The organism is Pontibacter brevis (genome assembly GCF_054779655.1).
Genome location: NZ_BAAGXV010000032.1, coordinates 13,864 through 40,255, shown reverse-complemented (window position 1 = coordinate 40,255; position 26,392 = coordinate 13,864). Strand labels below are relative to the sequence as shown.

The 26,392-nt window shown below is 49.5% G+C and carries 21 protein-coding genes; 10 read left to right on the top strand and 11 right to left on the bottom strand.

The genetic code is table 11. From position 1 onward, the window contains the following. Positions 1 to 36 precede the first annotated feature (36 nt). Together ACYVB1_RS10750 and ACYVB1_RS10745 are read right to left on the bottom strand one after the other, a co-directional pair. Positions 37 to 375: a hypothetical protein gene (locus ACYVB1_RS10750; protein ID WP_460923579.1), complete on the bottom strand. Its 339-nt coding sequence runs from the start codon at positions 373 to 375 to the stop codon at positions 37 to 39. 333 nt (positions 376 to 708) lie between these two features. Further along, positions 709 to 1,170, bottom strand: a complete 462-nt coding sequence (locus ACYVB1_RS10745; protein WP_460923578.1) for a hypothetical protein — start codon at positions 1,168 to 1,170, stop codon at positions 709 to 711. Positions 1,171 to 1,494: 324 nt separating this feature from the next. Here ACYVB1_RS10745 and ACYVB1_RS10740 point away from each other — a divergent pair, with 324 nt between their 5' ends. Then, entirely contained in the window at positions 1,495 to 2,763 is a 1,269-nt protein-coding gene (locus ACYVB1_RS10740) for an MFS transporter (RefSeq protein WP_460923577.1), read from the top strand. 83 nt (positions 2,764 to 2,846) lie between these two features. Here the strand turns inward: ACYVB1_RS10740 and ACYVB1_RS10735 are convergent, their stop codons facing one another. Beyond that, positions 2,847 to 2,972, bottom strand: coding sequence for a 30S ribosomal protein THX (locus tag ACYVB1_RS10735; protein WP_460923576.1), 126 nt, complete (start codon positions 2,970 to 2,972; stop codon positions 2,847 to 2,849). Positions 2,973 to 3,297: 325 nt separating this feature from the next. On the opposite strand from ACYVB1_RS10735, the gene uvrA reads away from it, so the two are divergent. The 7 genes from uvrA to ACYVB1_RS10700 all read left to right on the top strand — a co-directional run bounded on the left by uvrA (position 3,298) and on the right by ACYVB1_RS10700 (position 15,523). After that, entirely contained in the window at positions 3,298 to 6,102 is a 2,805-nt protein-coding gene (gene uvrA / locus ACYVB1_RS10730) for an excinuclease ABC subunit UvrA (RefSeq protein ID WP_460923575.1), read from the top strand. A 249-nt stretch (positions 6,103 to 6,351) separates the two neighbouring features. Next, positions 6,352 to 7,113, top strand: a complete 762-nt coding sequence (gene tpiA / locus ACYVB1_RS10725) for a triose-phosphate isomerase (protein WP_460923574.1) — start codon at positions 6,352 to 6,354, stop codon at positions 7,111 to 7,113. Between the two features lie 100 nt (positions 7,114 to 7,213). Then, positions 7,214 to 7,591 (top strand): DUF6150 family protein, encoded by a 378-nt coding sequence (locus ACYVB1_RS10720; RefSeq protein WP_460923573.1) that lies wholly within the window; start codon positions 7,214 to 7,216, stop codon positions 7,589 to 7,591. Between the two features lie 9 nt (positions 7,592 to 7,600). Further along, positions 7,601 to 8,431, top strand: a complete 831-nt coding sequence (gene prmA, locus ACYVB1_RS10715) for a 50S ribosomal protein L11 methyltransferase (RefSeq protein ID WP_460923572.1) — start codon at positions 7,601 to 7,603, stop codon at positions 8,429 to 8,431. Between the two features lie 23 nt (positions 8,432 to 8,454). After that, positions 8,455 to 13,257 carry a hypothetical protein gene (locus tag ACYVB1_RS10710; RefSeq protein WP_460923571.1) on the top strand — a complete coding sequence of 1,601 codons (4,803 nt, stop codon included), beginning with the start codon at positions 8,455 to 8,457 and terminating at the stop codon, positions 13,255 to 13,257. Between the two features lie 168 nt (positions 13,258 to 13,425). Then, positions 13,426 to 14,070 (top strand): glycerol-3-phosphate 1-O-acyltransferase PlsY, encoded by a 645-nt coding sequence (gene plsY, locus ACYVB1_RS10705; protein ID WP_460923570.1) that lies wholly within the window; start codon positions 13,426 to 13,428, stop codon positions 14,068 to 14,070. 91 nt (positions 14,071 to 14,161) lie between these two features. Then, the gene (locus ACYVB1_RS10700) at positions 14,162 to 15,523 is read left to right on the top strand and encodes a dipeptidase (RefSeq protein WP_460923569.1); all 1,362 of its coding nucleotides are present in this window, start codon (positions 14,162 to 14,164) and stop codon (positions 15,521 to 15,523) included. A gap of 65 nt (positions 15,524 to 15,588) precedes the next feature. Here the strand turns inward: ACYVB1_RS10700 and ACYVB1_RS10695 are convergent, their stop codons facing one another. From ACYVB1_RS10695 to ACYVB1_RS10660, 8 genes are all read right to left on the bottom strand, one after another. After that, complete coding sequence (locus ACYVB1_RS10695) at positions 15,589 to 16,239, bottom strand: porin family protein (protein WP_460923568.1); 651 nt, start codon at positions 16,237 to 16,239, stop codon at positions 15,589 to 15,591. Between the two features lie 146 nt (positions 16,240 to 16,385). After that, positions 16,386 to 17,054, bottom strand: coding sequence for a porin family protein (locus ACYVB1_RS10690; protein WP_460923567.1), 669 nt, complete (start codon positions 17,052 to 17,054; stop codon positions 16,386 to 16,388). Between the two features lie 327 nt (positions 17,055 to 17,381). Next, positions 17,382 to 18,032: a porin family protein gene (locus ACYVB1_RS10685; RefSeq protein WP_460923566.1), complete on the bottom strand. Its 651-nt coding sequence runs from the start codon at positions 18,030 to 18,032 to the stop codon at positions 17,382 to 17,384. Positions 18,033 to 18,271: 239 nt separating this feature from the next. Further along, a complete protein-coding gene (locus ACYVB1_RS10680) occupies positions 18,272 to 19,810 on the bottom strand; it encodes a YifB family Mg chelatase-like AAA ATPase (RefSeq protein WP_460923565.1) in 1,539 nt (512 codons plus the stop codon). A 250-nt stretch (positions 19,811 to 20,060) separates the two neighbouring features. Beyond that, positions 20,061 to 20,636: a D-sedoheptulose 7-phosphate isomerase gene (gene lpcA, locus ACYVB1_RS10675; protein WP_460923564.1), complete on the bottom strand. Its 576-nt coding sequence runs from the start codon at positions 20,634 to 20,636 to the stop codon at positions 20,061 to 20,063. A 9-nt stretch (positions 20,637 to 20,645) separates the two neighbouring features. Then, positions 20,646 to 20,987 (bottom strand): hypothetical protein, encoded by a 342-nt coding sequence (locus tag ACYVB1_RS10670; protein ID WP_460923563.1) that lies wholly within the window; start codon positions 20,985 to 20,987, stop codon positions 20,646 to 20,648. A gap of 120 nt (positions 20,988 to 21,107) precedes the next feature. Continuing rightward, positions 21,108 to 22,946, bottom strand: coding sequence for an ABC transporter ATP-binding protein (locus tag ACYVB1_RS10665; protein ID WP_460923562.1), 1,839 nt, complete (start codon positions 22,944 to 22,946; stop codon positions 21,108 to 21,110). Between the two features lie 238 nt (positions 22,947 to 23,184). Next, entirely contained in the window at positions 23,185 to 24,861 is a 1,677-nt protein-coding gene (locus ACYVB1_RS10660) for a hypothetical protein (protein ID WP_460923561.1), read from the bottom strand. Between the two features lie 233 nt (positions 24,862 to 25,094). On the opposite strand from ACYVB1_RS10660, the gene upp reads away from it, so the two are divergent. Both upp and ACYVB1_RS10650 read left to right on the top strand, forming a co-directional pair. Further along, on the top strand, positions 25,095 to 25,751 hold the full coding sequence (gene upp, locus ACYVB1_RS10655) for a uracil phosphoribosyltransferase (protein WP_460923560.1): 657 nt from the start codon (positions 25,095 to 25,097) through the stop codon (positions 25,749 to 25,751). 216 nt (positions 25,752 to 25,967) lie between these two features. After that, complete coding sequence (locus ACYVB1_RS10650) at positions 25,968 to 26,375, top strand: small multi-drug export protein (protein WP_460923559.1); 408 nt, start codon at positions 25,968 to 25,970, stop codon at positions 26,373 to 26,375. Positions 26,376 to 26,392 lie beyond the last annotated feature (17 nt).

The window sequence follows — 26,392 nt, the reverse complement described above, 5'->3', positions numbered from 1 at the left end:
CCGAAGGATGAATGTTAAAAATATGCCTGAAGGGCTTTATCTTCTGCTGTAACCTTTAAGGCGGTTTAGTATCAGCAACAGGCGACGGTTAATGTCGCGCTCTTCTACAAGTGAGCACTGGGCTGAGATATGTGTGGGCGTTTTAAGCTTGGCTTCTACATTTTTCAGGTGCTCCAGGTAGCATTCCAAAGTCGAGCAGGAAATGTTTTTGTAGGCGTCTTCTTCTACCTCGTTTTCCTTCTTAAACTTCAGGTTAATGGCTTTCGCTATCTCCGTGTTAATAAGTTTTGTTACAGCTGCGTCAGTTGTAATTTCCTGCTGGCACACCTTTTTTTCAATGTTCTCCAGCAAGTTTCGAATGTCAAGTACTTCCATGTATTCTTCATTAATGTTAAAAAAATATTTTGGCTACCGAACAAAGGTACGCTTCGGTACACTCAGTGTTTCCTTGGAAAAATATTGTTAATACAAGTTTTACATAAGAGGCGTAAAAACAACCTTTTCTTAATAATGGGGCATTTTCTGTTAAAAAACGGCAGCGTAGCCTCGGTATCGCCTTTTCCTGAAGGAAACTAAATCAGCAAAATTTTATACCTCGTATTTATCCGGCATGTTACGGGAAAATGCTTTTTTATTCTCCCTGGTTTAAACTAACCAAGTATAAAAGGAGAAAGTGCCCGGGAGGTTAACTAACCTGAAGGCGCTGTTCTAAGCTACGAATCTATAGCGGCACTCATTCAACCACTCCAGGGCATCATGTTCAGAAGTGAAATAGCGCACCGTTAAAAAGTCTGAATGCCTGATAAGTTTGTTTGAAACGCCAAAACTGACAGGCTCTTTTATGGTTGCATCTTGCTGCACCAGTGCTTCCCGCTGTAACGGCGACATCAGGTAGGCAATAAAATTGCTGCCTCTTAAAACCTGGCTGGTGGTAGGCACAAACGTGTGCATAAAACAGTCACGCTGTTTTTCGCAGGAGGTGTTGCGCAGGCGCAGGTCTTGCAGCCAAAAGTGAGCATCCTGCTGAGCGGCAAAACGCAGGGCAGCCATGTAGCCTTCCGAAAATTCGGGCAGCTCCACTGGCATACGCCATCGGCAGAACAGCACACGTAAATCCTTCTGATAATAAATGTGCAGGAAAGGCAGTTCCAATCTTTCTATGATGGTCATAGGCCGTTCGTTATAGTGTTACACAGACCTTACGCCATAACAAAACAGTTCTTAAGAAAAACTTAGAACCAGCTACAACGCCAAAAGAATCTATTTTCAGATAAATTTACAACTTAACGTCTCTTTGCCTTTAGCAGCAGAAACAGAGGTCTTGGGCAGTTTTAACAAACGGAACTATAACAGTTGTGCCTATGGATGTTATACGTTAGGCAAAATCTAAAGTTTACAGTATATATAAGATAAGTTATATTTTTAATAGTTATCCTCTTGCTGTTTTATGCCACCTTTGCTATAGTTTTGCCATGTGATTTTTAGAAAGGCAGCATGAAAGAAGAGACGCAGCGCAAGCATGATCCTTATGCCGTGCTCCGGTTACCGGAGTTCCGTTTATATATTGTAGCCCGTTTGTGCATTACGCTGGCCATGCAGATCCAGGCGGTTATAGTGGGCTGGCAGATCTATGATATTGCCCAGGACCCGCTCTCGCTGGGGCTCATTGGACTAGCCGAGGCCATTCCGTCCATAGTGGTGTCGCTGTACGCAGGCTACCTAGCAGACACAGTGCCGCGCAAGAAAATAATTATGCTGGTGGTAACGGTGCTGCTGCTGTGCTCTGCGGCGCTCCTGTTCTTTACACTCGACATCAGCCATGTGCTGGTGCAGTACGGCACACTCCCTATCTACATCGTCATATTTATCAGTGGCATTGCCCGTGGCTTTATGGGGCCCGCAGTGTTTTCCTTTATGCCACAACTGGTAGCCAGCAAGCAACTTTATACCAATGCTATTACCTGGAGCAGCACAACCTGGCAGGCAGCCTCGCTGGCGGGGCCGGCAGCCGGCGGGCTTATCTATGGCTTTGCCGGTGTTACGGCTGCTTATACCACTGATACTGTGCTTGTGCTGCTGTCCCTGCTGGCCTTTGCCTTTATCGGTGCTAAGCCATTGCCGGAGAACATCAACCCGCAGAACCTGAAAGAGAGCCTTCGATCCGGGATAAAGTTCGTTTTCGGAAACCAGATCATCCTGAGTGCTATCTCGCTGGATCTTTTTGCGGTGCTGTTCGGTGGGGCGGTGGCGCTGCTGCCCATCTTTGCGTCTGATATACTGCAGACGGGGCCACAGGGGCTCGGTTTCCTGCGGGCTGCCCCGGCTGTAGGCTCTGTACTGATGGCCGTGGTGCTGGCCTATTACCCTATTAAAGCCGATGCCGGTAAAAAGATGCTGTGGGCCGTGGCGGGTTTTGGCCTGTGCATTATCCTGTTTGGCCTTTCCACCAGTTTCTGGTTCTCGCTGTTGTTGCTGGCCCTGAGCGGTGCCTTCGACAGCATCAGTGTTATTATCCGTTCCACGCTCATCCATACCCTTACGCCGGAGTATATGAAGGGCCGGGTATCGTCGGTGAATAACATTTTTGTAGGGTCATCCAATGAGATAGGAGCCTTTGAATCTGGTTTTACAGCCAAGCTGATGGGAGTGGTGCCTGCAGTACTGTTTGGCGGCATTATGACGCTTGTAGTAGTGGGCGTTACAGGCCTGAAAGCAGATAAGCTGCGCTCACTCGACCTCAGCCCGGAAATGGAGCCAGTCTGAGAGGGCAGCCTCTAACGCAAAAAAGCACCGCTTTCCTGTTTCAGGGGAGCGGTGCTTTCTGTTTCGGGGGGTAGTTTAGTTGCTTACTTGGCAGCAACTGCTTCTTTAGGCGCAGATTGTCCGTTCTTGTTGGCTTTGCGGGGGCGTCTTTTGCCGTACGTGCCTTTTGTGATCTTGCCTTTTCTTGATTTTTTATCTCCTTTTCCCATAAATAGATTTGTTTAGATAGGTTGTAGATGTCTCCTTCATACGGGCAGCAGCCCGCGCTGGATACAGATTAAGTGCCCGTTCTCCCGCTCACGCCCTCTGCCATGCTAGCTGTGAGGCGGCGGTAAAATAATAAGCAGTGGATACGGCTGCATGTAGTAACTAAAAGCCCACAGCTGTTGTTGTCAAAGACGGCGTTACCTGCAAAGAGTGGTGTAACAAAGGCCTTCAAAATGAGGTTATCTATTCGTACCTTTACAAATTAACTTACTAAGAGAAAATGGCTTTGGAGAGGTTTGTTTAATTGCTTCCGGGGCCGCTTTTTATATGGCAAATATTCCTGATTATAACCTCGACGAGCTCGATGCCCGTCAGAACATCATCATCAAAGGGGCAAGGGTGCACAACCTCAAGAACCTGAGCGTCGCGCTGCCCCGCAATAAGTTTATTGTGGTTACAGGGCTTTCGGGCTCCGGCAAGTCTTCCCTTGCTTTTGATACTTTGTATGCCGAAGGGCAGCGCATGTACGTAGAGAGCCTGAGTTCTTACGCACGCCAGTTCCTGGGCCGCATGGATAAACCTGATGTAGACTACATCAAAGGCATCAGCCCGGCCATTGCCATTGAGCAGAAGGTAAGTATCAAGAACAACCGATCTACCGTGGGCACCAGCACAGAGATTTATGATTACCTGAAACTACTTTACGCCCGCATTGGCAAAACCTACTCGCCGGTGTCCGGGGAGGTGGTGCAGAAAGACTCAGTAGCCGATGTGGTCGATTTCATCTTCTCCCTCGAGGATGAGGCACGTGTCATGATACTGGCGCCCCTGCACCAGCACAGCGACCGTTCCCTGGCAAAGGAACTGGACCTACTGCTGCAGAAAGGTTACTCCCGCGTTTATGCAAATAGCCAGGTGTACTTCATTGAAGAGCTGCTGGAGGAGAAAAAGCCGAGCCTGGGCAAGGAGGTGTACATCTTAGTAGACCGTGCGGTGATTTATAAATCAGACGAGGACCTGCAGTTTCGTATTGCTGACTCTGTGCAGACGGCTTTCTTTGAAGGCCATGGCGAGTGCCGCGTGCTGTATGGTGATGAGGAGCGCATATTCTCCGACCGCTTTGAGCTGGATGGTGTGGTGTTCGAGGAGCCGTCTGTTAACTTCTTCAGCTTTAACAACCCATACGGCGCCTGCCAGACCTGCGAAGGCTTTGGTAGCGTGCTGGGCATAGATCCGGACCTGGTGATACCGGATAAGAGCCTGACGGTTTATGAGGGCGCTATTGCCCCCTGGCGATCCGATAAAATGAGCGAGTGGCTGCAGCCGCTGGTGAAAAACGGTATCCGCTTTGATTTCCCGATTCACCGGCCTTACAACGAACTGACGGAGGCAGAGCAGGAACTGCTCTGGACGGGTAACAAGTACTTTGAGGGCCTCAACGACTTCTTTAAGCATATTCAGGCACAGACGCATAAGATACAGTACCGTGTGATGTTGTCGCGCTACCGTGGCCGTACCACCTGCCCGGAGTGCCGCGGCTCGCGTCTGCGCAAAGATGCCAGCTATGTAAAGGTGAATGGCAAAAGCATCACCGACCTGGTGCTGATGCCGATTACGCAGGTGCTGCCGTTCTTCCAGAACATAGAGCTAACGCAGCACGAGCGGAACGTGGCCGAGCGACTGGTAACGGAGGTGGCAAATCGCCTGAGTTACCTGGAGCGGGTGGGGCTTGGTTACCTTACCCTCAACCGCCTTTCCAATACCTTGTCCGGTGGTGAGAGCCAGCGCATCAACCTGGCTACCTCGCTGGGCAGTGCGCTGGTGGGGTCTATGTACATCCTGGACGAACCCAGCATAGGGCTGCACCCGAAGGACTCAGAACAGCTGATTGGCGTGCTGCGCACGCTGCAGCAACTGGGCAATACCGTGATTGTGGTAGAGCACGAAGAGGAAATGATGAAGGCTGCTGACCAACTCATCGACATCGGGCCGGAGGCTGGCTCGGGTGGCGGCAACCTGATGTTCCAGGGCACGTTCGAGGAAATGACCCGGAACGTGGATACCTATACTGCCAAATACCTGAGCGGCAGGATGGAGGTGCCAGTGCCGCCGCAGCGACGCAAATGGCGCAATGCCATCGAGGTGACAGGCGCCCGCGAGAACAACCTGAAAAACCTGAATGTGAAGTTTCCGCTGGGTGTGATGACGGTGGTAACAGGCGTGAGTGGTTCCGGTAAATCCACTTTGATTAAGAAGATATTGTACCCGGCCATGCAGAAGCTGCACGGAGCCACCGCAGAGGCAACCGGTAAATTCGATAAGCTGGGTGGCGACTATGGCAAGATAGACCATGTAGAGTTTGTGGATCAGAACCCGATTGGAAAATCGTCGCGCTCTAACCCGGTTACTTATGTAAAGGCATACGACACCATCCGGACCTTGTATGCGGACCAGCCGCTGGCCAAGTCGCGTGGATTTAAGCCATCGCACTTCTCGTTTAACATCGAGGGCGGCCGTTGTGAAGTGTGCCAGGGCGAAGGGCAGGTAAAGATAGAGATGCAGTTTATGGCCGACATCTACCTGACTTGCGAAAGCTGCCACGGCCACCGCTTTAAGCAGGACGTGCTCGATATCAAGTACAAGGAGAAAAGTATTTCCGAGGTGCTTAACATGACGATTGCCGACAGCATCGATTTCTTTGCTGACCAGCCCAAAATATCAGAGCGCCTGAAGCCACTGGACGATGTGGGCCTGGGCTATATCCGCCTGGGGCAGTCGAGCAACACCTTGTCAGGTGGCGAGGCGCAGCGCGTGAAGCTGGCATCCTTCCTTACAAAAGGGGCTACGTCGCATCACGAAAACATCCTGTTCATTTTCGACGAGCCAAGCACCGGTCTGCACTTCCACGACATCAGCAAGCTGCTTACCTCCATCAACGCACTTATCGAGAATGGCAATACCGTTGTTATCATTGAGCACAATATGGACATCATCAAATCTGCTGACTGGATCATTGATTTAGGTCCGGAAGGGGGTACTAACGGTGGGCACCTGTTGTTTGAAGGCACACCGGAAGAAATGGTGAAGCTGGAGGATAATGCTACAGCCCGCTTCCTGAAGGGGAAGGTGTAGCAAGGGCATTAGAAAAGTTTGAAAGCCGCAGATACTGTTGTATTTGCGGCTTTTTTACCTCCCCCCGGCCCCTCTTAAAAGCAGGAGGGGGTGATGAAAGGGCATGAGTACGGGAAGTACCTCTCATGGCTTCGCTCCCTCCCCTGTTTTTAGGAGGGGGCTGGAGTGGGGTTAAACCAGAAATTGCTAACTTGCCGTAAAGCAGCTGAGCTGACAGAACAAGAGTAATCATCAACAAACAGATAGAACATGAGAAAGAAAATCGTTGCAGGCAACTGGAAAATGAATAAAACCTATGAGGAGGCGCTTTCGCTGGTATCGGAAATCGATAACATGGTGAAAGACGAAGTGAACGGCGATGTAACCGTAATTGTAACGCCTCCTTTCCCTTACCTGCAGAGCGTAGGCAAACTGGTGCAGGGCAACAGCAAAATGCATCTGGCAGCCCAGAACGTGAGCGAGTACGAAAGCGGTGCCTACACCGGTGAGGTATCGGCAAGCATGCTGAAGTCTGTGGGTGTGGAGTATGTCATTATCGGCCACAGCGAACGCCGCCTGTACCATCACGAAGATGCCCAGACGCTGTATAAAAAAATGAAGCTGTCCATTGCCCAGGGGCTGAAGCCGATTTTCTGCTGCGGTGAGCCGTTGGAAGAGCGTGATGCCGATCGTCACTTCGAGTATGTGGGCCAGCAGCTGAAAGACAGTGTTTCGTACCTGAGCAACCAGGAGTTTGACCAGATTGTGATTGCCTATGAGCCGATTTGGGCGATTGGCACAGGTAAAACAGCCAGTTCACAGCAGGCACAGGAAATGCATGCTTATATCCGGGAGCAACTGTCGCGCATGTTTGATGCAGAGTCAGCCTACAATTGCACTATTCTGTATGGTGGCAGCTGCAACCCAGGCAACGCTAAAGAGCTGTTTGCGCAGGAAGATATAGATGGTGGTTTGATAGGTGGTGCCTCCCTGAAGTCCAGAGATTTTACCGATATCATCAAGTCATTCTAAAATTGCAAAATTAAGTGCAAAAAAGGCTGCCAATTGCTTCAATTGGCAGCCTTTTTTGTGTAACTTATAGTTATATTTGAGACAATATTCATATATTACTATGTATTTACTGTTCATTATCTGGATGTCCCTGCTGCCGCTTTTCAAGCTGGCGGAAGCAGCTCCGGCACCACCTGTCCTGGAGGCGAATGTTGGCCGGGATTATTGTGACATTTACGGATCAGTATACCTGGAGCGTGACCCGCGGTACAAGAACACAGCTTCCAAAACCGTTTTTTTAAATGAGGAAGAGGCTTTTGCCAATATGGTGGTGTACCGTGAGAACAACAAGCTCTTTGCCGATGGCACGGGCATCTGGTTTATTACGCCCAACAAGGCGTTTGCCGATCATATTCTGTTTGTGACGGATCAACGCTACCAGGCTGATTTTACAGTTTATTTTACCGATGTGCGCTCTTCGGCCACATGCCGTGATTAATTTTTGAAGATGGATTTTATAGAGGTTGCTTTAAAAGTGAACGCAGACTTTGCGGACATACTAACTGCCGAGCTCGGAGAGCTCGGCTTTGATGCTTTTGTGGAGACAGAAGATGGCTTTAGTGCCTACATAGCGGAAGACCTGTTCAGCGAGGCTGCGCTACAGGAAACGCTGCAGCATTATGCTGATTATGTAACAGTTACGTATACTGTTCAAAAGATTGAGCGCCAGAACTGGAACGAAGAATGGGAGCGTAATTTCGAGCCCCTGTTCATTGGCGGGCAGGTATCCGTCAGGGCATCTTTTCACCCAAAGCCGGAGCAGGCGAAATACGATATTGTCATCAACCCGAAAATGTCGTTCGGTACGGGCCACCACGAAACCACCACGCTCATGATTGAGAACCAGCTGACGCTGGACCACAAGGGCAAACGCGTGCTGGACATGGGCTGCGGCACCGGCATACTGGCCATCATGGCCGGCGAACTGGGTGCATCAGAGATTGTGGCAGTGGAGATAGAGGACTGGACCGTAGAGAACGCCCGTGAAAATGCCGAACTCAACAACTACGGCCACATTGATGTGCGCCTGGGTGGCGCCGAGACAATAGAAGGAGAGAAGCCATTTGATATCATACTGGCCAACATCAACCGCAATGTACTACTGGAGGACATGCCAGCCTACAAGGCCGTACTCAAGCCGGAAGGCTGGCTGCTGCTGAGCGGCTTTTACACTGAGGACCTACCCGTACTCCGGCAACGAACAGAGGCGCTGGGGCTGCAATATGTCTCGCACCGGGAAAAGAACAACTGGGTTTCGGCCCTATTCAAATCGAAATAACACATACCCTTAGCCTTACCCTTATGAAGCGACTTTTACCTCTGATTTTTCTATTCGCAGTTTTGACGGCGCAGGCGCAGACAAAGCTCTCTAACAAGCCCGATGAGTTTATAGGAAATGTAAAAATGCTGCTAACAGCGGGGAAGGTGAATGATGCTGAGAAGCTTTCTGCTGACCTGGAAGAAGTGTGGAACAGCGGGAAGCTTTCCTCCAGGCAGCAGCAGCAGATTATGGATATCAGCCAGCTTATGTACCGTAAGCGCATCAGCAGCGCACAGTTCGGGCAGTTTTACACCATGGTTACGGCTGGTGTCAACAATCAAAGCATGCGGTCCGGCGAGCTGGATAAGATGCTGGAGGTAACTGAGAAAGTAGTGCAGCAGGAAGATGCAAAGCGCCTGCAGCAGTTCCTGGCTACTTCCAGCTTATACCTGAGCAGCAACCGTCTTTTTCAAAACTCCTATTACAGCCTGCGCACCTCAGGTGGCAGTTTCAGCTTTTCTTATGAAGGTGCCAGCAAAGCAACCGCCGAAGAAGCGGATGCCGGCAGTGGCTGGGACAATGTTTCCTGGGACGATGAGGAGAATACGCAGGAAGAAGCGGCGGATGATGCATGGGGTCCCGTAACAACCACACCTAAAAAAGGGGACAAGAAAAAAACAGCGCAGGCACGCAAAGAGAGCCTGAAGCAACAGTTCTTACCAGCGCAGCCCAAGGTCTCAGGCCCGGTGCTGAAACTAGAAAAGACAGACTTCACCTTTGTTACCCCCTGGGACTCCACTGCAATCAGCAACACACAAGGGCAGCTGATGCTGGTAAGCAACCTGTTTGTAGGTGAAGGCGGTAAGTTTGAATGGCAGGTAAAAGGAGAGCCGGCCACGGCAGAGCTCCGCAAGTACAACTTCAACATATCATTTGCCGGTTTCAAAGCGCCGGATGTTACAGTCACTTACCCGGCTGTGCTGGCTGCACCTGTGGACGGGGCTTTTGAGTGGATCAGCAGCAAGCGCAAAGGCAGCAATTATTCATATCCAAAGTTCAACTCTTTCACCAGCGATGCCAAGGTAAAGAACCTGGGCAGCAACGTGGCCTACAAAGGTGGTTTTTCGTTGGTAGGCAGCGCCATCGGCAGCAAGCCCATGGATGGCAGCCTCTCTGAGATTGTGGTGTCGCACAGCGGGGAGCGCAAGTTTCGCTCCCTGGCCCGAAGCTACTCATTCGAAGACTCCCTGCTGCTTGCCAACAGGGCAGCTGTTGCTATCTATCAGCAAAAAGACTCACTGGTGCACCCGGCCATGCAGCTGCGCTATTCCCGGGCTAGTCAGGAGCTCACGCTAACAAAAGACAAAGGAGCTTATGCCGATGCGCCTTTCATCGATAATTTTCACCAGATGGAAATTCTGGCAGAGCGCCTGCAGTGGAAGGTGAGCGAGCCGAATGTAGAGTTTTCGGTGCTGAACTCTAAAACACTGGTGCCGGTACAATTGGAATCTATGGAGTACTTTTCCAACAGCCGCTACCAGCAGTTAGTGGGGGTAGCTCCGTTTCACCCCTTGCAGGTATTGGTTGGGTATGGACTTAAGGCTAAAACAAATTCATTTTATACCGCTGATGTAGCGAAGGCTGTTAAAATAAACGAAGCAGCCATAAAAGAGGCAGCGCAGGCTATGGCATACCAGAGCTACCTGGATTATGATCCGGCTTCCGGCTACATTGAATTAAAACCCAAGGCATTGCACTACGTGGTTTCTTCCCGGGATGCAAAAGACTATGACCATATCATCATCAAGTCTGTAGTGCCATCGGGCCGTAATGCCACACTTAACCTGAGCGATAACAAGCTGACAGTACGTGGGGTAGACAAAATACTTTTCAACAACGACACTGCCAGTGTCTACATTCTTCCGCGGGGCAACGAGGTTCATATCCTGAAAAACCGTGATATTGAGTTTAATGGCCAAATCTATGCCAGTAGCCTGGCCATTAAAGGATCCGACTTTAAGTTTAACTACAAAGATTTCAGGATAGACCTTGCCAACATAGATACAGTGGCATTGGTGACGGGCAAGCGACGCGGCCGCAACGGCAACATTACCGACCAGGTGCTGACGAGTAACAAAGGGGGAATGTCTGGTACGCTGTATATTAACAAGCCAGGTAACAAATCGGGGAATAAGTATTTCGCAGAGTACCCTAAGTTCGATGCTGTGTCGGGAGCAAGAGTGGCTTTTGCCAGAACCGATGTGGCAGGCGGTGCTTATGACAGCACGGTATATTTTGAGATGCCGCCTTTTAAGCTGGACAGTCTGAGCTCAAGCAAAAACGCTATCGGGTTTGACGGTACCTTTAACTCTGGTGGTATTTTCCCGCCCATCAAAACGAAAATGGTCATGATGCCGGACGAGACCCTTGGCTTCTATTATCAGCCGGGGGCAAAGGGGCTGCCCGCTTTCGGTGGCAAAGGAATGGTTTACGATACTATCATGATGAATTCAAAAGGCATTCAGAGTAAAGGTGTATTGAAGTACCTGAATGCCACACTGAAGGCTCCTACCTACACCTATTTCAAAAATGCAGTTGTAGTAGAGGGTGGTACATCTGTAACGATGGCAGAGGGTTTACACAACGGTGTGGAGTATCCGGTAGCAACCCTTCAGGGCTTTAACATGAACTGGCAGCCACAGGCTGATACCATGTACCTGCAAACAGTGAATGAACCGATGAAGCTCTACAATGAAGGGTTTTCTCTTATTGGAGGGGCCAAGCTTACACCTGGAGGGCTATACGGCAGTGGTGTGGTTGATAACCCCGTAGCCAATGTTACCTCAAAAGAACTGATGTTTAAGCAGCGTAGCTTCAGCGGGAACCATGCTCAGATGCTCGTGAAATCTGATGTGGAGGGAAGGCCTGCAGTAAAGGCACAGGATGTTGCTTTTGCCTATGATATGGTGGGTGGGGTAGTAGACTTTGCAAGCGAGCGGAAAGGCTTCGCAAGCCTGGAATTCCCTAAGGCGCAGTATAAAACATCTATGAGCAGTGCCCGCTGGGACATGAAGCAGCAAAAAGTAGACTTGAAAGCTGATGAAAATGGCGGCAAAAACTGGTTCTATTCGCTGCACCCTGCCCAGGAGGGGCTGCGCTTTATGGCCGCAAGCGGAGAGTACGACCTGAAGAGCAATAACCTGTTGGCGGGTGGCGTGCCTTATATTGCCGTTGGCGATGTGCATGTAGTGCCGGACAGTGGCAAAGTGGCTGTAGCGGCAGATGCTACAATCCAGACACTGCGCAATGCCCGGGTGCTAGCTGATTCAACGCAGCAGTTCCACAAGCTCTACAAAGGAAATATTGATGTGCTGTCACGCACAGCTATGCGGGGAAGTGCAGTGCGTGACTACTATAACGCTGCCGCCGATTCATTCCAGTTGCAGTTTTCTGATTTTGTGTATGGCGACCCAGAGAATATAGAAGGTAAGAAAGAGAGAAAGAAGAAGGTAGCCTACACTTTTGCATCGGCTAACATGGAAGAAGACAAGTCGTTCTACATTTTCCCACGCATCCTGTACCGTGGCAAAATAACGATGCGTGCCCCAATGGAGCATATGGATTTCAACGGAGAACTGAAACTAAACTTTACCGGCAACCCAGACGACTCAGAGTGGTTCCCTTACAAGAAAGATACCCTGAATCCGAAGAATGTCCGCATCCCTATCATCAAACCAAAAGCTGCCGATGGTACAAAGTTGCATACGGGCCTGCACATGGCAGGCGGAACAGGGCAAATCTACAACACGTTTGTGTCAAGAAAGCAGGCAGAGGATGACCTGGATCTGTTTACAGTAGACGGCCTGCTCTCTTATGATAGCGACCGGAAGGAGTTTAAAATTGGCCATGAGAAACGTGCCTATGGAGATGCTTATGAAGGAAGCATGCTGGTGTATAATGAACAGGCTAAGGCTGTGCATTTTGAAGGCAAACTGAACCTGCTGAAGCCAGTAAAGAACTTTGCTGTAGAGGCAGCTGGTAGCGGCAATGCTAAAATGGACAGTAGCAAATATGACCTGGATGCTTTCCTTGTATTTGACCTGGATGTTCCTGAAAAAGCCCTTACAGCCATGGCGGCTACCCTGCGCGGGAGTTCTGTAAGTGCTGTACCAGCCATTGAGAACAGCGATGCCATCTATTACAAGTTAGGAGAGTTTGTCGGAGATAAAGAGGTGCGTCGTTACGCGCAGCAAAGCGCCATTACCCATGTGCCGTTGCCAAAATTTTCTAAGAAACTGGTGCGCAGCCTTATCCTAAGCGATGCAAGGCTACAGTGGTCAAACGATCACAAGGCATGGTATAGCGTAGGCAGCATTAGCCTGGCCAGCATCCTGAAAGAAGATGTGAACACGCGCATGGACGGCTACATAGAGATGCGCGAAGACATGAATGGTTTACCGGCAGTAAACCTGTACCTGCAAGCAGATCCCTACACCTGGTACTACTTCAGTTTCTTTGAGAACGGCATGACCATGGCTTCTTCAGATGATAAATTCAACAAAGCAGTGGAGTCCAAGGCAAGAGGCAGCCGGGGGGCCACCAGTAGCTACGGCATCTACGCTGGCCAGCCAATTGAGAAGAATGAGTTTATACAGTACTTCCGCAACAACTACCTGAAAGGGGCAGAAGGATTCAAAGTAGCTTCGGAACAACAAATCATAAATGAACCTGCCGATAGCTTCGATGCTCTGGAGGAAGATGAACCTAAAAAGAGCAGAAAGAAGAAGAAAAAGAAGAACAAAAATGCCCCGGAGGAGGAAGAGGCAGAAATTGACATGCAATAACCAGGAACTATAAAGCCACCGTATAGAGTTAGAGGGAAACTTAATTTTTGGACTGTAGATCAAGATTTGCCTATATTTGGACTTCTTTTTCACTCTTGAATTACCGCACATTTGCTCAGGCAGGCCCGTAGCGGACAAGAGCAGGTCCTGGAATAAAACAGATAATTCATGGATATACTTTTGATAGCTGTACTGTTTGTGGCTGCATACCTGATAGGCTCTATTTCGACGGCAGTCTGGCTCGGGAAGGCCTACTATGGCATCGACATCAGGAAACACGGCAGTGGTAACTCAGGTGCTACGAATACCTTCCGGGTGCTTGGCAAAAAGCCGGGCGCCATTGTTATGCTCATCGATATTTTCAAAGGGTGGGCCGCCACCTCGCTGGCTGGTTTACTCATTATTTTCGATGTCGTTGCATCGGAGAACCTTGTTGTCTATCAGCTTATTATGGGAGCGTTGGGTGTATTAGGGCACATCTTCCCGGTTTATGAGCGCTTTAAAGGCGGTAAGGGAGTAGCTACATTGCTGGGCATGATGCTGGCGATAGAGCCGGTGGTGGCGCTGATGTGTATTGCTATCTTTGTTATTGTGCTGTTTACCTCCAAGTATGTTTCCCTTGGCTCTATGATTGCGGCGCTGGCTTTCCCCATACTGCTGCTCCTGCCGCGGTTTCATCCTGAAAACCCAATTCTGATAGTGTTCGGGTTTATACTGTTTGCCGTTGTAGCCCTCACGCACCGTAAGAACATTAACCGCCTGATTGCAGGGGAAGAGAGCAAAGCGAATATCAAGCTGGGGCGAAAGCGCTAAGCATGCTGTTACTGTAAAAAAAGTAAAAGCCATCCTGCCACGCACGGATGGCTTTTTTATAGATGAACTAAATTAAAGTACTTTGAAAACTATGAACAAATACATCAACGAGAACAAAGACCGCTTTATAAATGAACTGCTGGACATGCTGCGCATCCCGTCAGTAAGTGCTGACCCGAAGTTCAAAGAAGATGTGCTGCGCACAGCAGAGTTTGTGAAGCAGCGCCTCTCTGAGGCCGGTGCCGATCATGTGGAGCTGTATGAAACTGCTGGCAACCCGATTGTATACGGTGAGAAGATAGTAGACCCGAACCTGCCGACAGTGGTGGTATACGGCCATTACGATGTACAGCCGGCAGACCCTTATGAGCTTTGGAATTCTCCTCCCTTCGAACCAGTCATAAAAGACGGTAAAATCTATGCCCGTGGCGCCTGCGATGATAAAGGGCAGATGTACATGCACGTGAAAGCTTTCGAAACAATGGTGCAGACTGGCACACTGGCCTGCAACGTAAAGTTTATGATTGAAGGCGAGGAAGAGGTCGGCTCTACTAACCTTTCAACCTTTGTTAAGGAAAACAAAGACAAGTTGGCGGGGGATGTTATTCTGATTTCGGATACCGGTATGCTAGGCAACGATACGCCTTCTATCACCACTGGGCTTCGGGGTTTGAGTTATGTAGAGGTGGAGGTAACGGGACCTAACCGCGACCTGCATTCTGGCCTGTATGGTGGTGCAGTAGCGAACCCTATCAATATCCTGTGCCAGATGATAGCTTCGCTGCAAGATGAGAACAACCACATTACCATACCAGGCTTTTATGACAATGTGCAGGAACTGAGCCAGGAGGAACGTGCTGAGATGGCACGCGCACCGTTTGACCTTGAAAAGTATAAAAAGGCGCTGGACCTGGGCGATGTACACGGAGAGGCCGGCTACGTGACCATGGAGCGCAACTCTATCCGCCCGACCCTGGACGTGAACGGTATTTGGGGCGGGTACACTGGTGAGGGCGCTAAAACAGTGATTGCCTCTAAAGCCTATGCCAAAATTTCCATGCGCCTGGTGCCAAACCAAAATTCGGAGGAAATCACCGAGAAGTTTAAGAAGCATTTTGAAAGCATTGCCCCGAAAAGTGTGAAGGTGGTGGTAAAGCCGCACCATGGTGGAGAACCTGTGGTAACGCCGACGGACTCTGTGGCCTACCAGGCTGCTTCCAGGGCGTACGAAGAGACTTTTGGCGTGAAGCCGATTCCGGTTCGCAGCGGTGGCTCCATTCCGATTGTAGCGATGTTCAAATCTGAACTTGGACTGGATTCTGTACTAATGGGCTTTGGCCTGGACACAGATGCCATTCATTCCCCGAACGAGCACTTTGGTATATTTAACTTTATGAAAGGGATAGAAACGATCCCGCTGTTCTACAAGCACTTTGCGGAGCTGAAGAAGTAAAGTGCTTTTGTTGTTTATAACAAATATAAAGAGGCCCGGCTGCAAAAGCAGCAGGGCCTCTTTTGCTAACGGCGCATCATTTCTACAGCGCTTGGCGGCTGTATCAGGTAACCAAAGCTGAGCCTGAATCCAAAGTTCTTCTGGTCTAAATCTTTTGAAAAAGAGCGGAAACCGCCTGTATTCCGGAAGCTCATAAAGAAGCCATTATCCAGCATAATGCCAATACCGGCTGTATATCCATAGTCGAAACGGTTGATGCTGGCTGAGTTGTAAGTGATGGGTTGTCCCGCGTCAGGGCTTACGCCTGTTGTGGTAAAGGCAATGTCCGAATCGGTACCTATGAGATAACCTCCATATGGCCCTGCCTCTGCGAATAGCCCTCCCTTCTGAATTTTGAGCAGCAGGGGAAGTTCTATATAGTGCAGCCGCAAATCTCCGTTTGCGGTCACACTGGGGTTAACAGCATAGGCATCGTAGGTAAAGCCTTTCTGGTCGTACAGCAACTCTGCCTGCACGGCCAGCCGCGATACAAATTCATAGCTTACCACCGGTCCTGCATGAAAACCGGTAAAGTAATTAATGTAGTCACGGGAGGCATTGTCGCCATACGCTCTCGTAAATCCTCCACCCGCCTTTCCTCCATACCGGACGTATTGTGCCTGTGCCACCAACACAGGAAAGAGTGCGATGCATATTAAGAAAAACGTCTTTTTCATTTTACGGCCTGTAAAGTTTAGGAATAGCTTAAGCTTGTTTACTATGGCTGTAACAAAAGAGTTTATGGTGACAGGTAATACCATAAAAAAAGCCAGCCCCCCTGATTGAGAGGCTGGCAAAGATTCAGCAGAAAAGTGTGCCGGAGTTATTTGGTTAAGGACACGCCAACAGTTAGCATGAATACTGAGTTTCTTGCATTTCTGATGTCTTCGTTAAAGTAGTTGTCCGGCGTGTTGTCTACAAAATCATTCAGGCTGCCATTGTAGCGTACTCCAATGCTCAGGCGTTTGCCGGCTGCAATGCCAACACCGGCAGCATATCCAAGCTCAAACTTCCTCATGTTGTCGCGATCTATTACAGTGGTGGTAGACGAAACAAGATTGTTGTCAGCATACACACTCGTTTCATCTTTTACGCTTAGAAGGTAAGATGCCTGCGGACCAGCCTCAAAATACAGAGGACCTGCCTTGATTTTCGCTAGTACCGGTAAATCAATATAGTTGTAGTTTACCTTACCCACCCGGCGGTAAAGCGGGGTTGTCTGGTTAGGCAAAGTGTATTCTTCGTCGGCGTTTTTAAATCCTTTATTAGAGTAGAGCAGTTCTGGCTGAATCGAGAAAAAATTGTCAATTATTCCTATGTTCAGCGTAAGGCCCCCATGAAAGCCCCACTTGCTGTCATAAAGTGATTCGTTTCTCAGGTCCCCTTCAAGATTGGAAAGGTTTGCTCCACCTCTGACACCTAAGCCAGATTGAGCCTGAGCTGCCGTAACTGAAATCAGCGCAAAAGCAAAAACGGATAGTAGCTTTTTCATAATCATCATTGGTTTGTTGTATCTGCTCCAAGCGAACAGGATACGGGTTAGTAAAGAAATAATACTGTGGTTAAATTATCCGACAAGCTAAACCTGCCCGGACTGTTTAAAGCAGTCTTCTCTGGTTATCGCCTATTGGCCCTGGCATGCATGCTAACGAGCAGCTTGCAACAAACAGGCCAAAATATAGCTTGAAACTATATAGGTAAGAATAATATGTGAGGGAGGTGAATTTACGGGTAAACGGCCTGCCGGAGGAAGAATAAAAAAGCCCGACGGCAAGACGGGCTTTTGATTTCATAGTTTTAGGTTGTACTAAGGCAAGTGTTAGTCAATTTGTGTTTCTGTTTCGTACTCTGTCTCTGTTTCTATCTCGTATTCTGTTTCTATAGGTCGTGGTTTGCGGGGGAATACGTAACCAACAGTTAGCATGAATGCATTGTTGCGTACATTTGGCACGTCATCGGTATTGTTCAGGTTTGATACATCTCCTACATAGCGGACGCCTATGTTTAGCCCGAGCCTGGTGGCAGCAAAACCTACACCGGCAACATAACTAAAATTGGCGCGCCTGAGCAATTCCCGCCTGTATATGACATCATCCCTGTCAGCTGTTAAATCATCCCGGATTCTTACCGACACCTGTGGGCCGCCCTCAAAATAAATGGGGCCGGCGTTGATACGGGCCAGGACAGGTACATCAATATAACTCATCCTTAACTCGAAGTTATCAACCTCTCTTTTAGCTCCTCTTTGGGAAAAAAGTATTTCTGGGTGTAGCGTCAGAAAAGTGTCTGGTGTGACATAAAACTGGGAGGTAACACCTGCGTGGAAGCCGTATACCCTGTCCAGGTTATCAACATTACTGCCTGAGATACCAGAATAGTTAATTCCTCCCCGCACTCCGAACCGTGGCTGCGCCTGTACGACAACGACGGTGGCTACCATCAAAGCAAAAAACAAACAAACCTTTTTCATTCACTTACTCGTTTAACTCGTTCGTGAAAAACACTAAAAATGAAATATCCGGCCAAAGCATTATAGCCTTTGCCTGATGTAAAGCTATTACGCAGTGATTTTACAAAAGTCTGAGCCTGCTCCCGATTTTTGGTGATATACAATTGCAGGCGTGGTAACTTAACTATAGCTTTAGTGAGCGTAAAAGCGGCAGACGTAAGGTGCTGCCGCTTCTGCTAAACACTATTTTAACATCTGGCTTAGCCAGCCCAGCCTTCCCTGTCGAGGCTGCGGTACTGAATTGCCTCTGCTAAGTGTTCAATTTTAATTGTATCGTTTCCTGCAAGGTCGGCTATTGTTCTGCTCACTTTCAGGATGCGGTCATAGGCGCGTGCCGAAAGCCCGAGGCGTTCCATGGCTGTCTTCAGCAAGTTGCGGCCCGCCTCATTTATCTGACAAACTTCCTTTACCATCTGAGAGGGCATCATGGCGTTGGAATGTACCTGTGGTATGTCTTTAAAACGCTGTGTCTGCAACTTACGCGCCTGCTCCACCCGCTCCCGAACAGAGGCACTGTCTTCTGCCTTGCGTGTGGCTGTCATCTCGTCGAACGTAACCGGTGTTACCTCCACGTGCAGGTCAATACGGTCCAGCAAGGGGCCGCTCACCTTGTTCAGGTAACGCTGTACTACACCGGGGCCGCACACGCACTCTTTCTCCGGGTGGTTGTAATAGCCGCACGGGCAGGGGTTCATGCTGGCTACCAGCATGAAGTTAGCCGGAAAATCAAGAGTGGTCCTGGCACGCGAAATGGTGACACGCCGTTCCTCCAGTGGCTGGCGCATTACCTCCAGTACCGTGCGCTTAAATTCAGGAAGTTCATCTAAAAACAGCACCCCATTATGTGCCAACGATATTTCACCTGGCTGCGGAACGCCTCCTCCTCCCACAAGCGCTACATCAGATATGGTGTGGTGCGGCGAGCGGTAAGGGCGTGTGGTAAGCAAAGAAGCTGCCTCCCCCAACTTGCCCGCCACTGAGTGAATCTTGGTAGTTTCCAGTGCCTCGTGCATGGAGAGCGGCGGAAGGATAGAAGGCAGGCGCTTGGCCAGCATGGTTTTGCCGGCACCCGGAGGGCCTATCATGATGACGTTGTGGCCTCCCGCTGCGGCAATCTCCAGGGCACGCTTAATATTCTCCTGCCCCTGCACATCGGCAAAGTCAGCAGCATACTGATCTGCCGCCGCCTGAAAGACATCCCTTGTATCTATGACCACCGGTTTTATCTCCCGTTTGCCATCCAGAAACTCAACTGCTTCCTGTATGTTGTTCACTCCAATAACATCGAGGTTATTGACAATAGCAGCCTCTGTGGTGTTCTGTGCAGGAAGTATAATGCCTTTAAAACCTTCTTTGCGGGCCTGTATGGCGATGGGCAGCACGCCCTTTATTGGGCGAAGCGAACCATCCAGCGACAGTTCTCCCATAATCATGTACTGCAAAACTTTATCAGATGCCATTTGCCCGGAAGCAGCCATTATTCCCATTGCAATTGCAAGGTCGTAGGAAGCGCCTTCCTTGCGGATATCGGCAGGAGCCATGTTGATAACTACTTTCTGCCGGGGTATCTTATAGCCAAACTGCTTCAGCGCAGACTCTATACGCTGCTCTCCTTCTTTTACAGCGTTATCAGGCAGACCTACCAGAAAGTATTTTGTACCAGCGCTAACATTTACTTCTATGGTGATGGTGTAGGCATTAACGCCATGCACGGCGCCTCCGTAGGTTTTAATGAGCATGTATTTCTGCTTTATTAGATGTGATTTTATGAAGACTACGAGGCGCAACAACAACTAGGTTCAATTGATTCCGAATCTGCTTTGAAAGTAGAAGAGCAGAAGGATGTAGCCTTGCTTTAACAACTCAGGGCGCTGTTCCCTTTGGCACGGGCCAGGATGTAGCAGAAAAAAAGGCCACGCTAAAGATTGCTGTGGCCTTTGGTCCTTGGCTGTTGTACACACAGCTAGAAAGCCGTTGTGCAGGTTTGACCTATGTGAGTTTCTGTTCGAGCAGCAATATCAGGATATGAATGACCTTGATATGTACTTCCTGCACACGGTCGGCGTAGCCGAAGTGGGGAACACGTACCTCCACATCACAAAGCGGGGCCAGTTTTCCGCCGTCTTTGCCCGTAAGGCCAACTACTTTCATGCCTCTGCCTTTGGCTGCCTCCGCTGCTTTGATGATGTTGCCCGAGTTTCCACTGGTGCTGATTGCCAGTAACACATCGCCAGCGTTTCCCAGTGCTTCCAGATAGCGGGAGAATACAGCGTCGTAGCCGTAGTCGTTGCTCACGCAGCTTATGTGGCTCTGGTCTGCAATGGCAATGGCTGGCAATGCACGGCGGTCGTTGCGGTAGCGGCCGGTAAGTTCTTCAGCAAAGTGCATGGCATCACACATAGAGCCACCGTTGCCGCAGCTTAGAATTTTGCCGCCGTTGCTTACAGCTTCGGCCATGGCATCTGCTGCCTGCTCAATGGAAGAGATGCTCTTTGGGTCAGCCAGGAAAGCACTGAGCACTTCCTGTGCCTGCGTCAACTCTGCCAGTATAGTATTGGATGTCATTTATAGGTTTTAATACGCTGTATCAGCCTCTTCTTTGGGCTGTGCTTTTTTGTAGCTGCTGCTCCTGAATGCCTGGCGCTTCTCGTAAAGGTCTACCTTCAGTTCGTTTATTTTTAGCTGTGCCTGGTGGCGGTCATACTTCATGTCGGCAATGTGCAGGTGATTTGCCAGTAGCCTTACCAGCATCAGTAAACAGCCTGCGGCAGCTAATATTTTATAAAGAGTGAGTGCCTGGTTTTCTGAAGTAATATCAAAAATAGTGTTCTCGTTGAGTACAGTGGTTAATAGAAGTACAATGAACACGGTGTAGGCCAATACAGATAAATCAAGAATCGCTTTTAGGGCTTTCATGCTTTATTCCTGGTTTTGGTGCAACAATATGTTTCCTCAAAATTAAGAAGAAAATATGGCTTTCCGGTAACAGTGGCTCTTAAAGCCACCACAGTGGTCCTGTATATAGCCGCTGTACCCCTATGCCGTCAGCTGCATTTGCGTCAGTTTTGCATACAAACCTCTGTACTGCTGCAACTCCTCATGGGTGCCGCGCTCTACAATGCGTCCCTGCTGCAGCACCAGTATTTCATCGGCGTGCTGAATGGTACTCAGGCGGTGCGCAATCACAATAGAGGTTCTGTTTCGCATCAGATTGGTAAGCGCCTCCTGTACCAGTTTCTCTGATTCGGTGTCCAGTGCAGAAGTGGCCTCATCTAAAATAAGAATAGGCGGGTTTTTAAGAATGGCCCTGGCAATGCTCAGGCGCTGCCGTTGGCCGCCTGAAAGTTTGCTGCCACGGTCCCCGATAACTGTATTGTAGCCGTGCTCCGCGTTTATGATGAATTCATGGGCGTTGGCAATTTTAGCGGCGGCTATCACTTCCTCTTCTGTGGCGTCTACTTTATTGAAAGCGATGTTGTTGAAGATAGTGTCGTTAAAGAGGATAGACTCCTGCGTAACAACCCCGATTTTATCCCGCACCGACTCCATGGTATAGTCCCGGATGTCGTGGCCGTCAATGTAAATAGCACCTGCCGTGGGGTCATAGAAGCGCGGGATCAGGTCAGCAAGGGTAGATTTGCCGCCGCCCGAGGGGCCTACCAAGGCCACTGTTTTTCCTTTTTCGATGGTGAAGCTAATGTCCTGCAGTACCTGCTTGTCGCCATAGCCAAAGCTTACCCGTTCAAATTCAATCTGATGCTCGAACCGGGGCAACACCTTTGCATCAGGTTTATTCACAATAGCCGGTTGGGTATCAATCACCTGCAGTACCCTGTCGCCGGAAACCAAACCACGCTGTATATTGCTGAAGGAGGCTGACATGGCTTTTGCCGGCACCAGTACCTGCGAGAAAAGGATGATGTAGGCGATAAACTCTGCCGGCTGCAACTCAGACTGCTGGTTCAGCACCAGGTTACCGCCGTAGTATAGCAGGCCAGCTACCACTGTTACTCCCAGAAATTCAGAAAGTGGAGAAGCCAGGTCGCGCTTATTGGCAATGGAGCGCTGGATGCGGGCATAGCGGTTGTTCTGGCTATGGAATTTGTTCAGAATAAACGGTTCTGCATTAAAGGCCTTCACCACCCGCATGCCGCTGAGGGTTTCGTCTATTATGGTCAGGATAAAGCTAAGAGAATCCTGACCCTCTTTGGCTTTGCGCTTCAGCCGCTTCGAAATACCCGCTATCACTCCACCGGATAAAGGCAGCAGTATAAGCGTGAACAGCGTCAGCTTTACCGACATGGTAAAGAGCACGGCAAAGTAAGCGATGATAGCGATAGGTTCTCTGATGATGACTGTTAATGTGTTCACAACAGAGTTCTCCACCTCCTGTATGTCTACTGTCAGGCGGGTCATCAGGTCGCCTTTGCGCTCGTTTGAGAAGTAGCCGAGGTGCAGTTCCGTTACGCGCTGGTAAATGGCGTGGCGCATTTTGCGGACTACGTGCGCCCGCAGGGCTCCCACAATCCGGAAGGCGAGGTAACGGAACAGGTTTGCCAGAAAGATGGAGATAATAACCACCACACACACAAATAGCAGAGCGCCCTGGCGGCCCTCCTGCAGAATAACCTGCCCGAAATAGTAGTTGAAGAAATCAGAGAAGAAATCGATGCTGAGGCTGAACTCCGGCCTTTGCGTCACCATGGTAGTTGCATCTTCGGTGCCAACCTGTGCAAACAGGACGTTCAGCAAAGGAATGATCAGTGCAAAGTTAAAAATGCCGAAGATGATGCCTAAAATGGTATAAATGGAGTAAAGCGGCACAAACCGGCTATAGGGTCTGGCAAACTGTAGTATGCGAAGGTAGGTCTTCATGCTGTTATAGGTTGTTGCCTGCCGCTGCTTCTGCACATCGCCTTTTCTGCTGGCGGGCAACTTCTGGAGTAACACCTGCTGGTGTTAACCTTTAGTTAAATTAAATAAACACCGGAAAAGGTTGCTGCTCTTTGCCTTTGCCGCCGCAAAGATACTTATTAAAAGATAGAAAGGACAGAAATGCAAAAGGCAGAAAGTTTCCTCTCTGCCTTTTGCATTTCTGTGTGTCATGGGCTCTCTAAAACTCATGCAAACGCTGTGGAATATTCCAGCGGAAAGCAAAAGAAGTGAAGGCTGTGTTCCGATCGAGGGTGTTGATCTCCGCATCAGTCCGGCGGATGATTTGCTTCAGGTCCAGGAACATATTGTGGCGAAGCTGGAAAGTGGCCGTCAGGTCGAGGTGCAGCTGATTTGTGGTAATGCCCTGGCCAATCTCGTTGCCGTAGCCAGAAACGCGGTCAAGGTAAGACAGGTTTACATTACCCCCATAGTTCAGGGTATCCAGGGCCGTTACAATATCCTGCCCATAACGGGTGGCGATGGCTTTGCCCGTCAGGTTGAGGCGCGGAATAGGCTGGTAGCGCACAATACCTATCAGCTCATACAGATTGGCACCAATGGGGTGTGCCAGGGGCTGCCTGTAATGCTGGTAGTTCCTGAACTGGTCCATGTGCTGGTAGGTATAGGGGCGTATAATGTTGACTTCTCCCTGGAGGTCAAGGTTGCTCAGGCCAAATGCGTCGATGTATTTAGCGCCGATTTGCCCCGCCTGTTTGTTAGCCCACCAGCCATTAGATGCTCTAACCTCACTTAGCAGGAATTCATCCAGCATGAGCTGGCCGTACAGCTGTACACGGTTCAGGATATTCCAGCGGAAGTCGGCACCCAGCAACGCGTTGTCTTCGCTACCGATGTTTTGCTCAATGCTTCTGTAAAAAATAACAGGGTTCAGGTACTGTAGTTCAAACCGGCCTTTGCCGCGGGCAAACACAACCTGCTCAAACAGTCCTATATTAAAGTTGTCGGTTACATTAAGGCCCAGGCGGTGCAGGGCCATGTACTTTTTAGGGAACAGAATATCGCCCCCGCCGCGTCTGTAGTCCGCAGTAAGCTCCTGGAACAGGTTCATGTAGTGCAGCTTCCAAACGTTGGTGTTCAGCTTCAGGAAAAAAGCAGGAGGTGCATAGTCAGAATATACAAGAGAGCGGTAGCCGTCACCTATCACATGGCGGTCGTGGCCCAGCTGTATTTCCACATGCCTGGAAAGCGCGTAGTTCAGGTAACCTCTTGCCGTAAGAAAGTCATACCCGTTCTCTTTGAACCTTTTCCACAGTCCTTCATGTGGCACCACGCCATCGCGTGCAATCCGATCCATCACATAACCCGGAAAGCGGGCCTGGTTTTCCCCGATAAAGGTATAAAAACCGAACTTCCCGTCTATGGTTCCCTCTATCTGCACGCCACGTGTGTTGATGTAGCGCATACCGTCTGTCTGGTTGTCCAGGCCTGCTTCCAGGTGCAGCACAGGGTTGATACGCAGTGTGAAATGCTCGTTCTGAAAGCTGTATAGGTCTGTTTTGTTCTGATAGAAGTATTTCAGGATGGGCCGCTTGCTTTCGTTGTTATCCTGGTTGGTGTAGTTCCAGTTATCGTTCAGCAGGTACTGCGTGTTGAACTGGTCTACGGCTGTGATGGCATTGCGGGCGCTTACCTCCGCCAGGGCTGCTACATTCTGCCGGCCATATGGCCGAACGGCCGTTTGTAATTGAGGTACCTGGTCGCCGTACTTTATCTGGTAACGGTCTATCCAGTGGTACACATCCTGGTTATAGGGCACATACACATCCTGCGCCTGTGCGACAGACCCGGCAGCAAGAGACAGGCCCAGAGCACAAAGTATACGTTTTATGAGCATAAAGCTATTCAGGGAAATCGGTTAAATGAAACACGAATGTACTGTTTTGTACTGATTTTTCGGTTAACAATTCAGTTTTATACTTTACCGGGGACATTTACCTCTGAAAATTGTCTTATGTTACATTACCTGCCTTTAGCAGGAAGGCAAAGTGCTAAAATGTACTGCGGTTTTGGCGGAACGCCCGGACCTTACGTATCTTTAGAGCAGGAACACAATTTACAGTATCTCACATGGACAAAAGCAACATCCACATCCTGACGCAGACGCCTTCATTAGCAAACCATTTTATCGCCGAGTTGCGCGATGTAAAGGTGCATGGCGACAGCATGCGTTTCCGGCGTAACCTGGAGCGCCTGGGGGAGTTGCTGGCTTATGAAATCTCTAAAAAGCTGCCTTACACTGCAGCAACACTTACCACACCGCTGGCTGACACCCAGACAGTGCTGCTGGCTGAACAGCCTGTGCTGGCCACTATTCTGAGAGCCGGCCTGCCGCTGTACAATGGCATGCTGAACTATTTTGATAGAGCGTACAGTACTTTTGTGGGAGCTTATCGTGTGGAAGAAGAAAATACGGAACTGCAGATTAACATGGAGTACCTGGCCTCTACCAACCTGCACGATAAAATACTCATTCTGGCAGACCCTATGCTGGCTACCGGCCGTTCTCTGGTGAAGGCTTATAAAGGAATGCTGCGCCATGGCGAGCCCAAGCAGGTGCATGTGGCAGCGGCCATTGCTTCGCCGGAGGGTGTGGCGCATGTGCAGCAGGAAATGCCAGGGGCCATGCTGTGGTTAGGAGCCCTGGACGATCATTTAAACGAACGTTCTTATATTGTGCCCGGCCTGGGCGATGCCGGTGATCTAGCTTTCGGTCCTAAAATTTAGCCTGAACCTTTGCCACTTCACGGCTGTTACTCAGTACCTGCTCAATGTATTGTGTTTCAAATAATTGTCTTATGATATTATTTGAATTGTTATACGAATGCAGCTCCTGTAGTGCGTATACAACTGTACGACAGCTATTCGTCTTGTAGAGTGCAATATTAGTTTTTAGACGTGTTAATAGATTTATTAAAGTACCTTTCTGTGTACCTAGTTAGTATGGTGAAATTCTTCGGAGGACCATTGACCGGGATATCCCTTGGCTTGTCTTATTTTGAGACAGCACTACTCACAGTTGCGGGTATGATGACGAGCGTGGTAATTTTCTCTGTGATAGGCAAGGCTGTGTCGGAGTGGTACTCCAAGCGGCAGCGTGCCAAACAGAAGCCCCGCTTCACTTCAAAGAACCGCCGCATTGTGCAGGTCTGGACGCGTTTTGGGGTGTCGGGTGTCGCTTTTCTGACGCCTATTCTGCTCACACCTATTGTTGGCACAATTGTGGCCGCTCTGCTGGGTGCTCCGCGCAAACACATTTTTGTGCATATGTTCTGGAGCTCTGTTTTCTGGAGTGCCACACTCACCCTAATGGTTTTTGAGTTTGGCGATATAGTAGCGAAGTACTTATAGAATGGATAAAGAAGTAA

Coding starts and splice junctions, on each gene's coding strand:
- ACYVB1_RS10750 (WP_460923579.1), bottom strand. CDS start 375: ATGGAAGTACTTGACATTCGAAACTTGCTGGAGAACATTGAAAAAAAG.
- ACYVB1_RS10745 (WP_460923578.1), bottom strand. CDS start 1,170: ATGACCATCATAGAAAGATTGGAACTGCCTTTCCTGCACATTTATTAT.
- ACYVB1_RS10740 (WP_460923577.1), top strand. CDS start 1,495: ATGAAAGAAGAGACGCAGCGCAAGCATGATCCTTATGCCGTGCTCCGG.
- ACYVB1_RS10735 (WP_460923576.1), bottom strand. CDS start 2,972: ATGGGAAAAGGAGATAAAAAATCAAGAAAAGGCAAGATCACAAAAGGC.
- uvrA (WP_460923575.1), top strand. CDS start 3,298: ATGGCAAATATTCCTGATTATAACCTCGACGAGCTCGATGCCCGTCAG.
- tpiA (WP_460923574.1), top strand. CDS start 6,352: ATGAGAAAGAAAATCGTTGCAGGCAACTGGAAAATGAATAAAACCTAT.
- ACYVB1_RS10720 (WP_460923573.1), top strand. CDS start 7,214: ATGTATTTACTGTTCATTATCTGGATGTCCCTGCTGCCGCTTTTCAAG.
- prmA (WP_460923572.1), top strand. CDS start 7,601: ATGGATTTTATAGAGGTTGCTTTAAAAGTGAACGCAGACTTTGCGGAC.
- ACYVB1_RS10710 (WP_460923571.1), top strand. CDS start 8,455: ATGAAGCGACTTTTACCTCTGATTTTTCTATTCGCAGTTTTGACGGCG.
- plsY (WP_460923570.1), top strand. CDS start 13,426: ATGGATATACTTTTGATAGCTGTACTGTTTGTGGCTGCATACCTGATA.
- ACYVB1_RS10700 (WP_460923569.1), top strand. CDS start 14,162: ATGAACAAATACATCAACGAGAACAAAGACCGCTTTATAAATGAACTG.
- ACYVB1_RS10695 (WP_460923568.1), bottom strand. CDS start 16,239: ATGAAAAAGACGTTTTTCTTAATATGCATCGCACTCTTTCCTGTGTTG.
- ACYVB1_RS10690 (WP_460923567.1), bottom strand. CDS start 17,054: ATGAAAAAGCTACTATCCGTTTTTGCTTTTGCGCTGATTTCAGTTACG.
- ACYVB1_RS10685 (WP_460923566.1), bottom strand. CDS start 18,032: ATGAAAAAGGTTTGTTTGTTTTTTGCTTTGATGGTAGCCACCGTCGTT.
- ACYVB1_RS10680 (WP_460923565.1), bottom strand. CDS start 19,810: ATGCTCATTAAAACCTACGGAGGCGCCGTGCATGGCGTTAATGCCTAC.
- lpcA (WP_460923564.1), bottom strand. CDS start 20,636: ATGACATCCAATACTATACTGGCAGAGTTGACGCAGGCACAGGAAGTG.
- ACYVB1_RS10670 (WP_460923563.1), bottom strand. CDS start 20,987: ATGAAAGCCCTAAAAGCGATTCTTGATTTATCTGTATTGGCCTACACC.
- ACYVB1_RS10665 (WP_460923562.1), bottom strand. CDS start 22,946: ATGAAGACCTACCTTCGCATACTACAGTTTGCCAGACCCTATAGCCGG.
- ACYVB1_RS10660 (WP_460923561.1), bottom strand. CDS start 24,861: ATGCTCATAAAACGTATACTTTGTGCTCTGGGCCTGTCTCTTGCTGCC.
- upp (WP_460923560.1), top strand. CDS start 25,095: ATGGACAAAAGCAACATCCACATCCTGACGCAGACGCCTTCATTAGCA.
- ACYVB1_RS10650 (WP_460923559.1), top strand. CDS start 25,968: ATGGTGAAATTCTTCGGAGGACCATTGACCGGGATATCCCTTGGCTTG.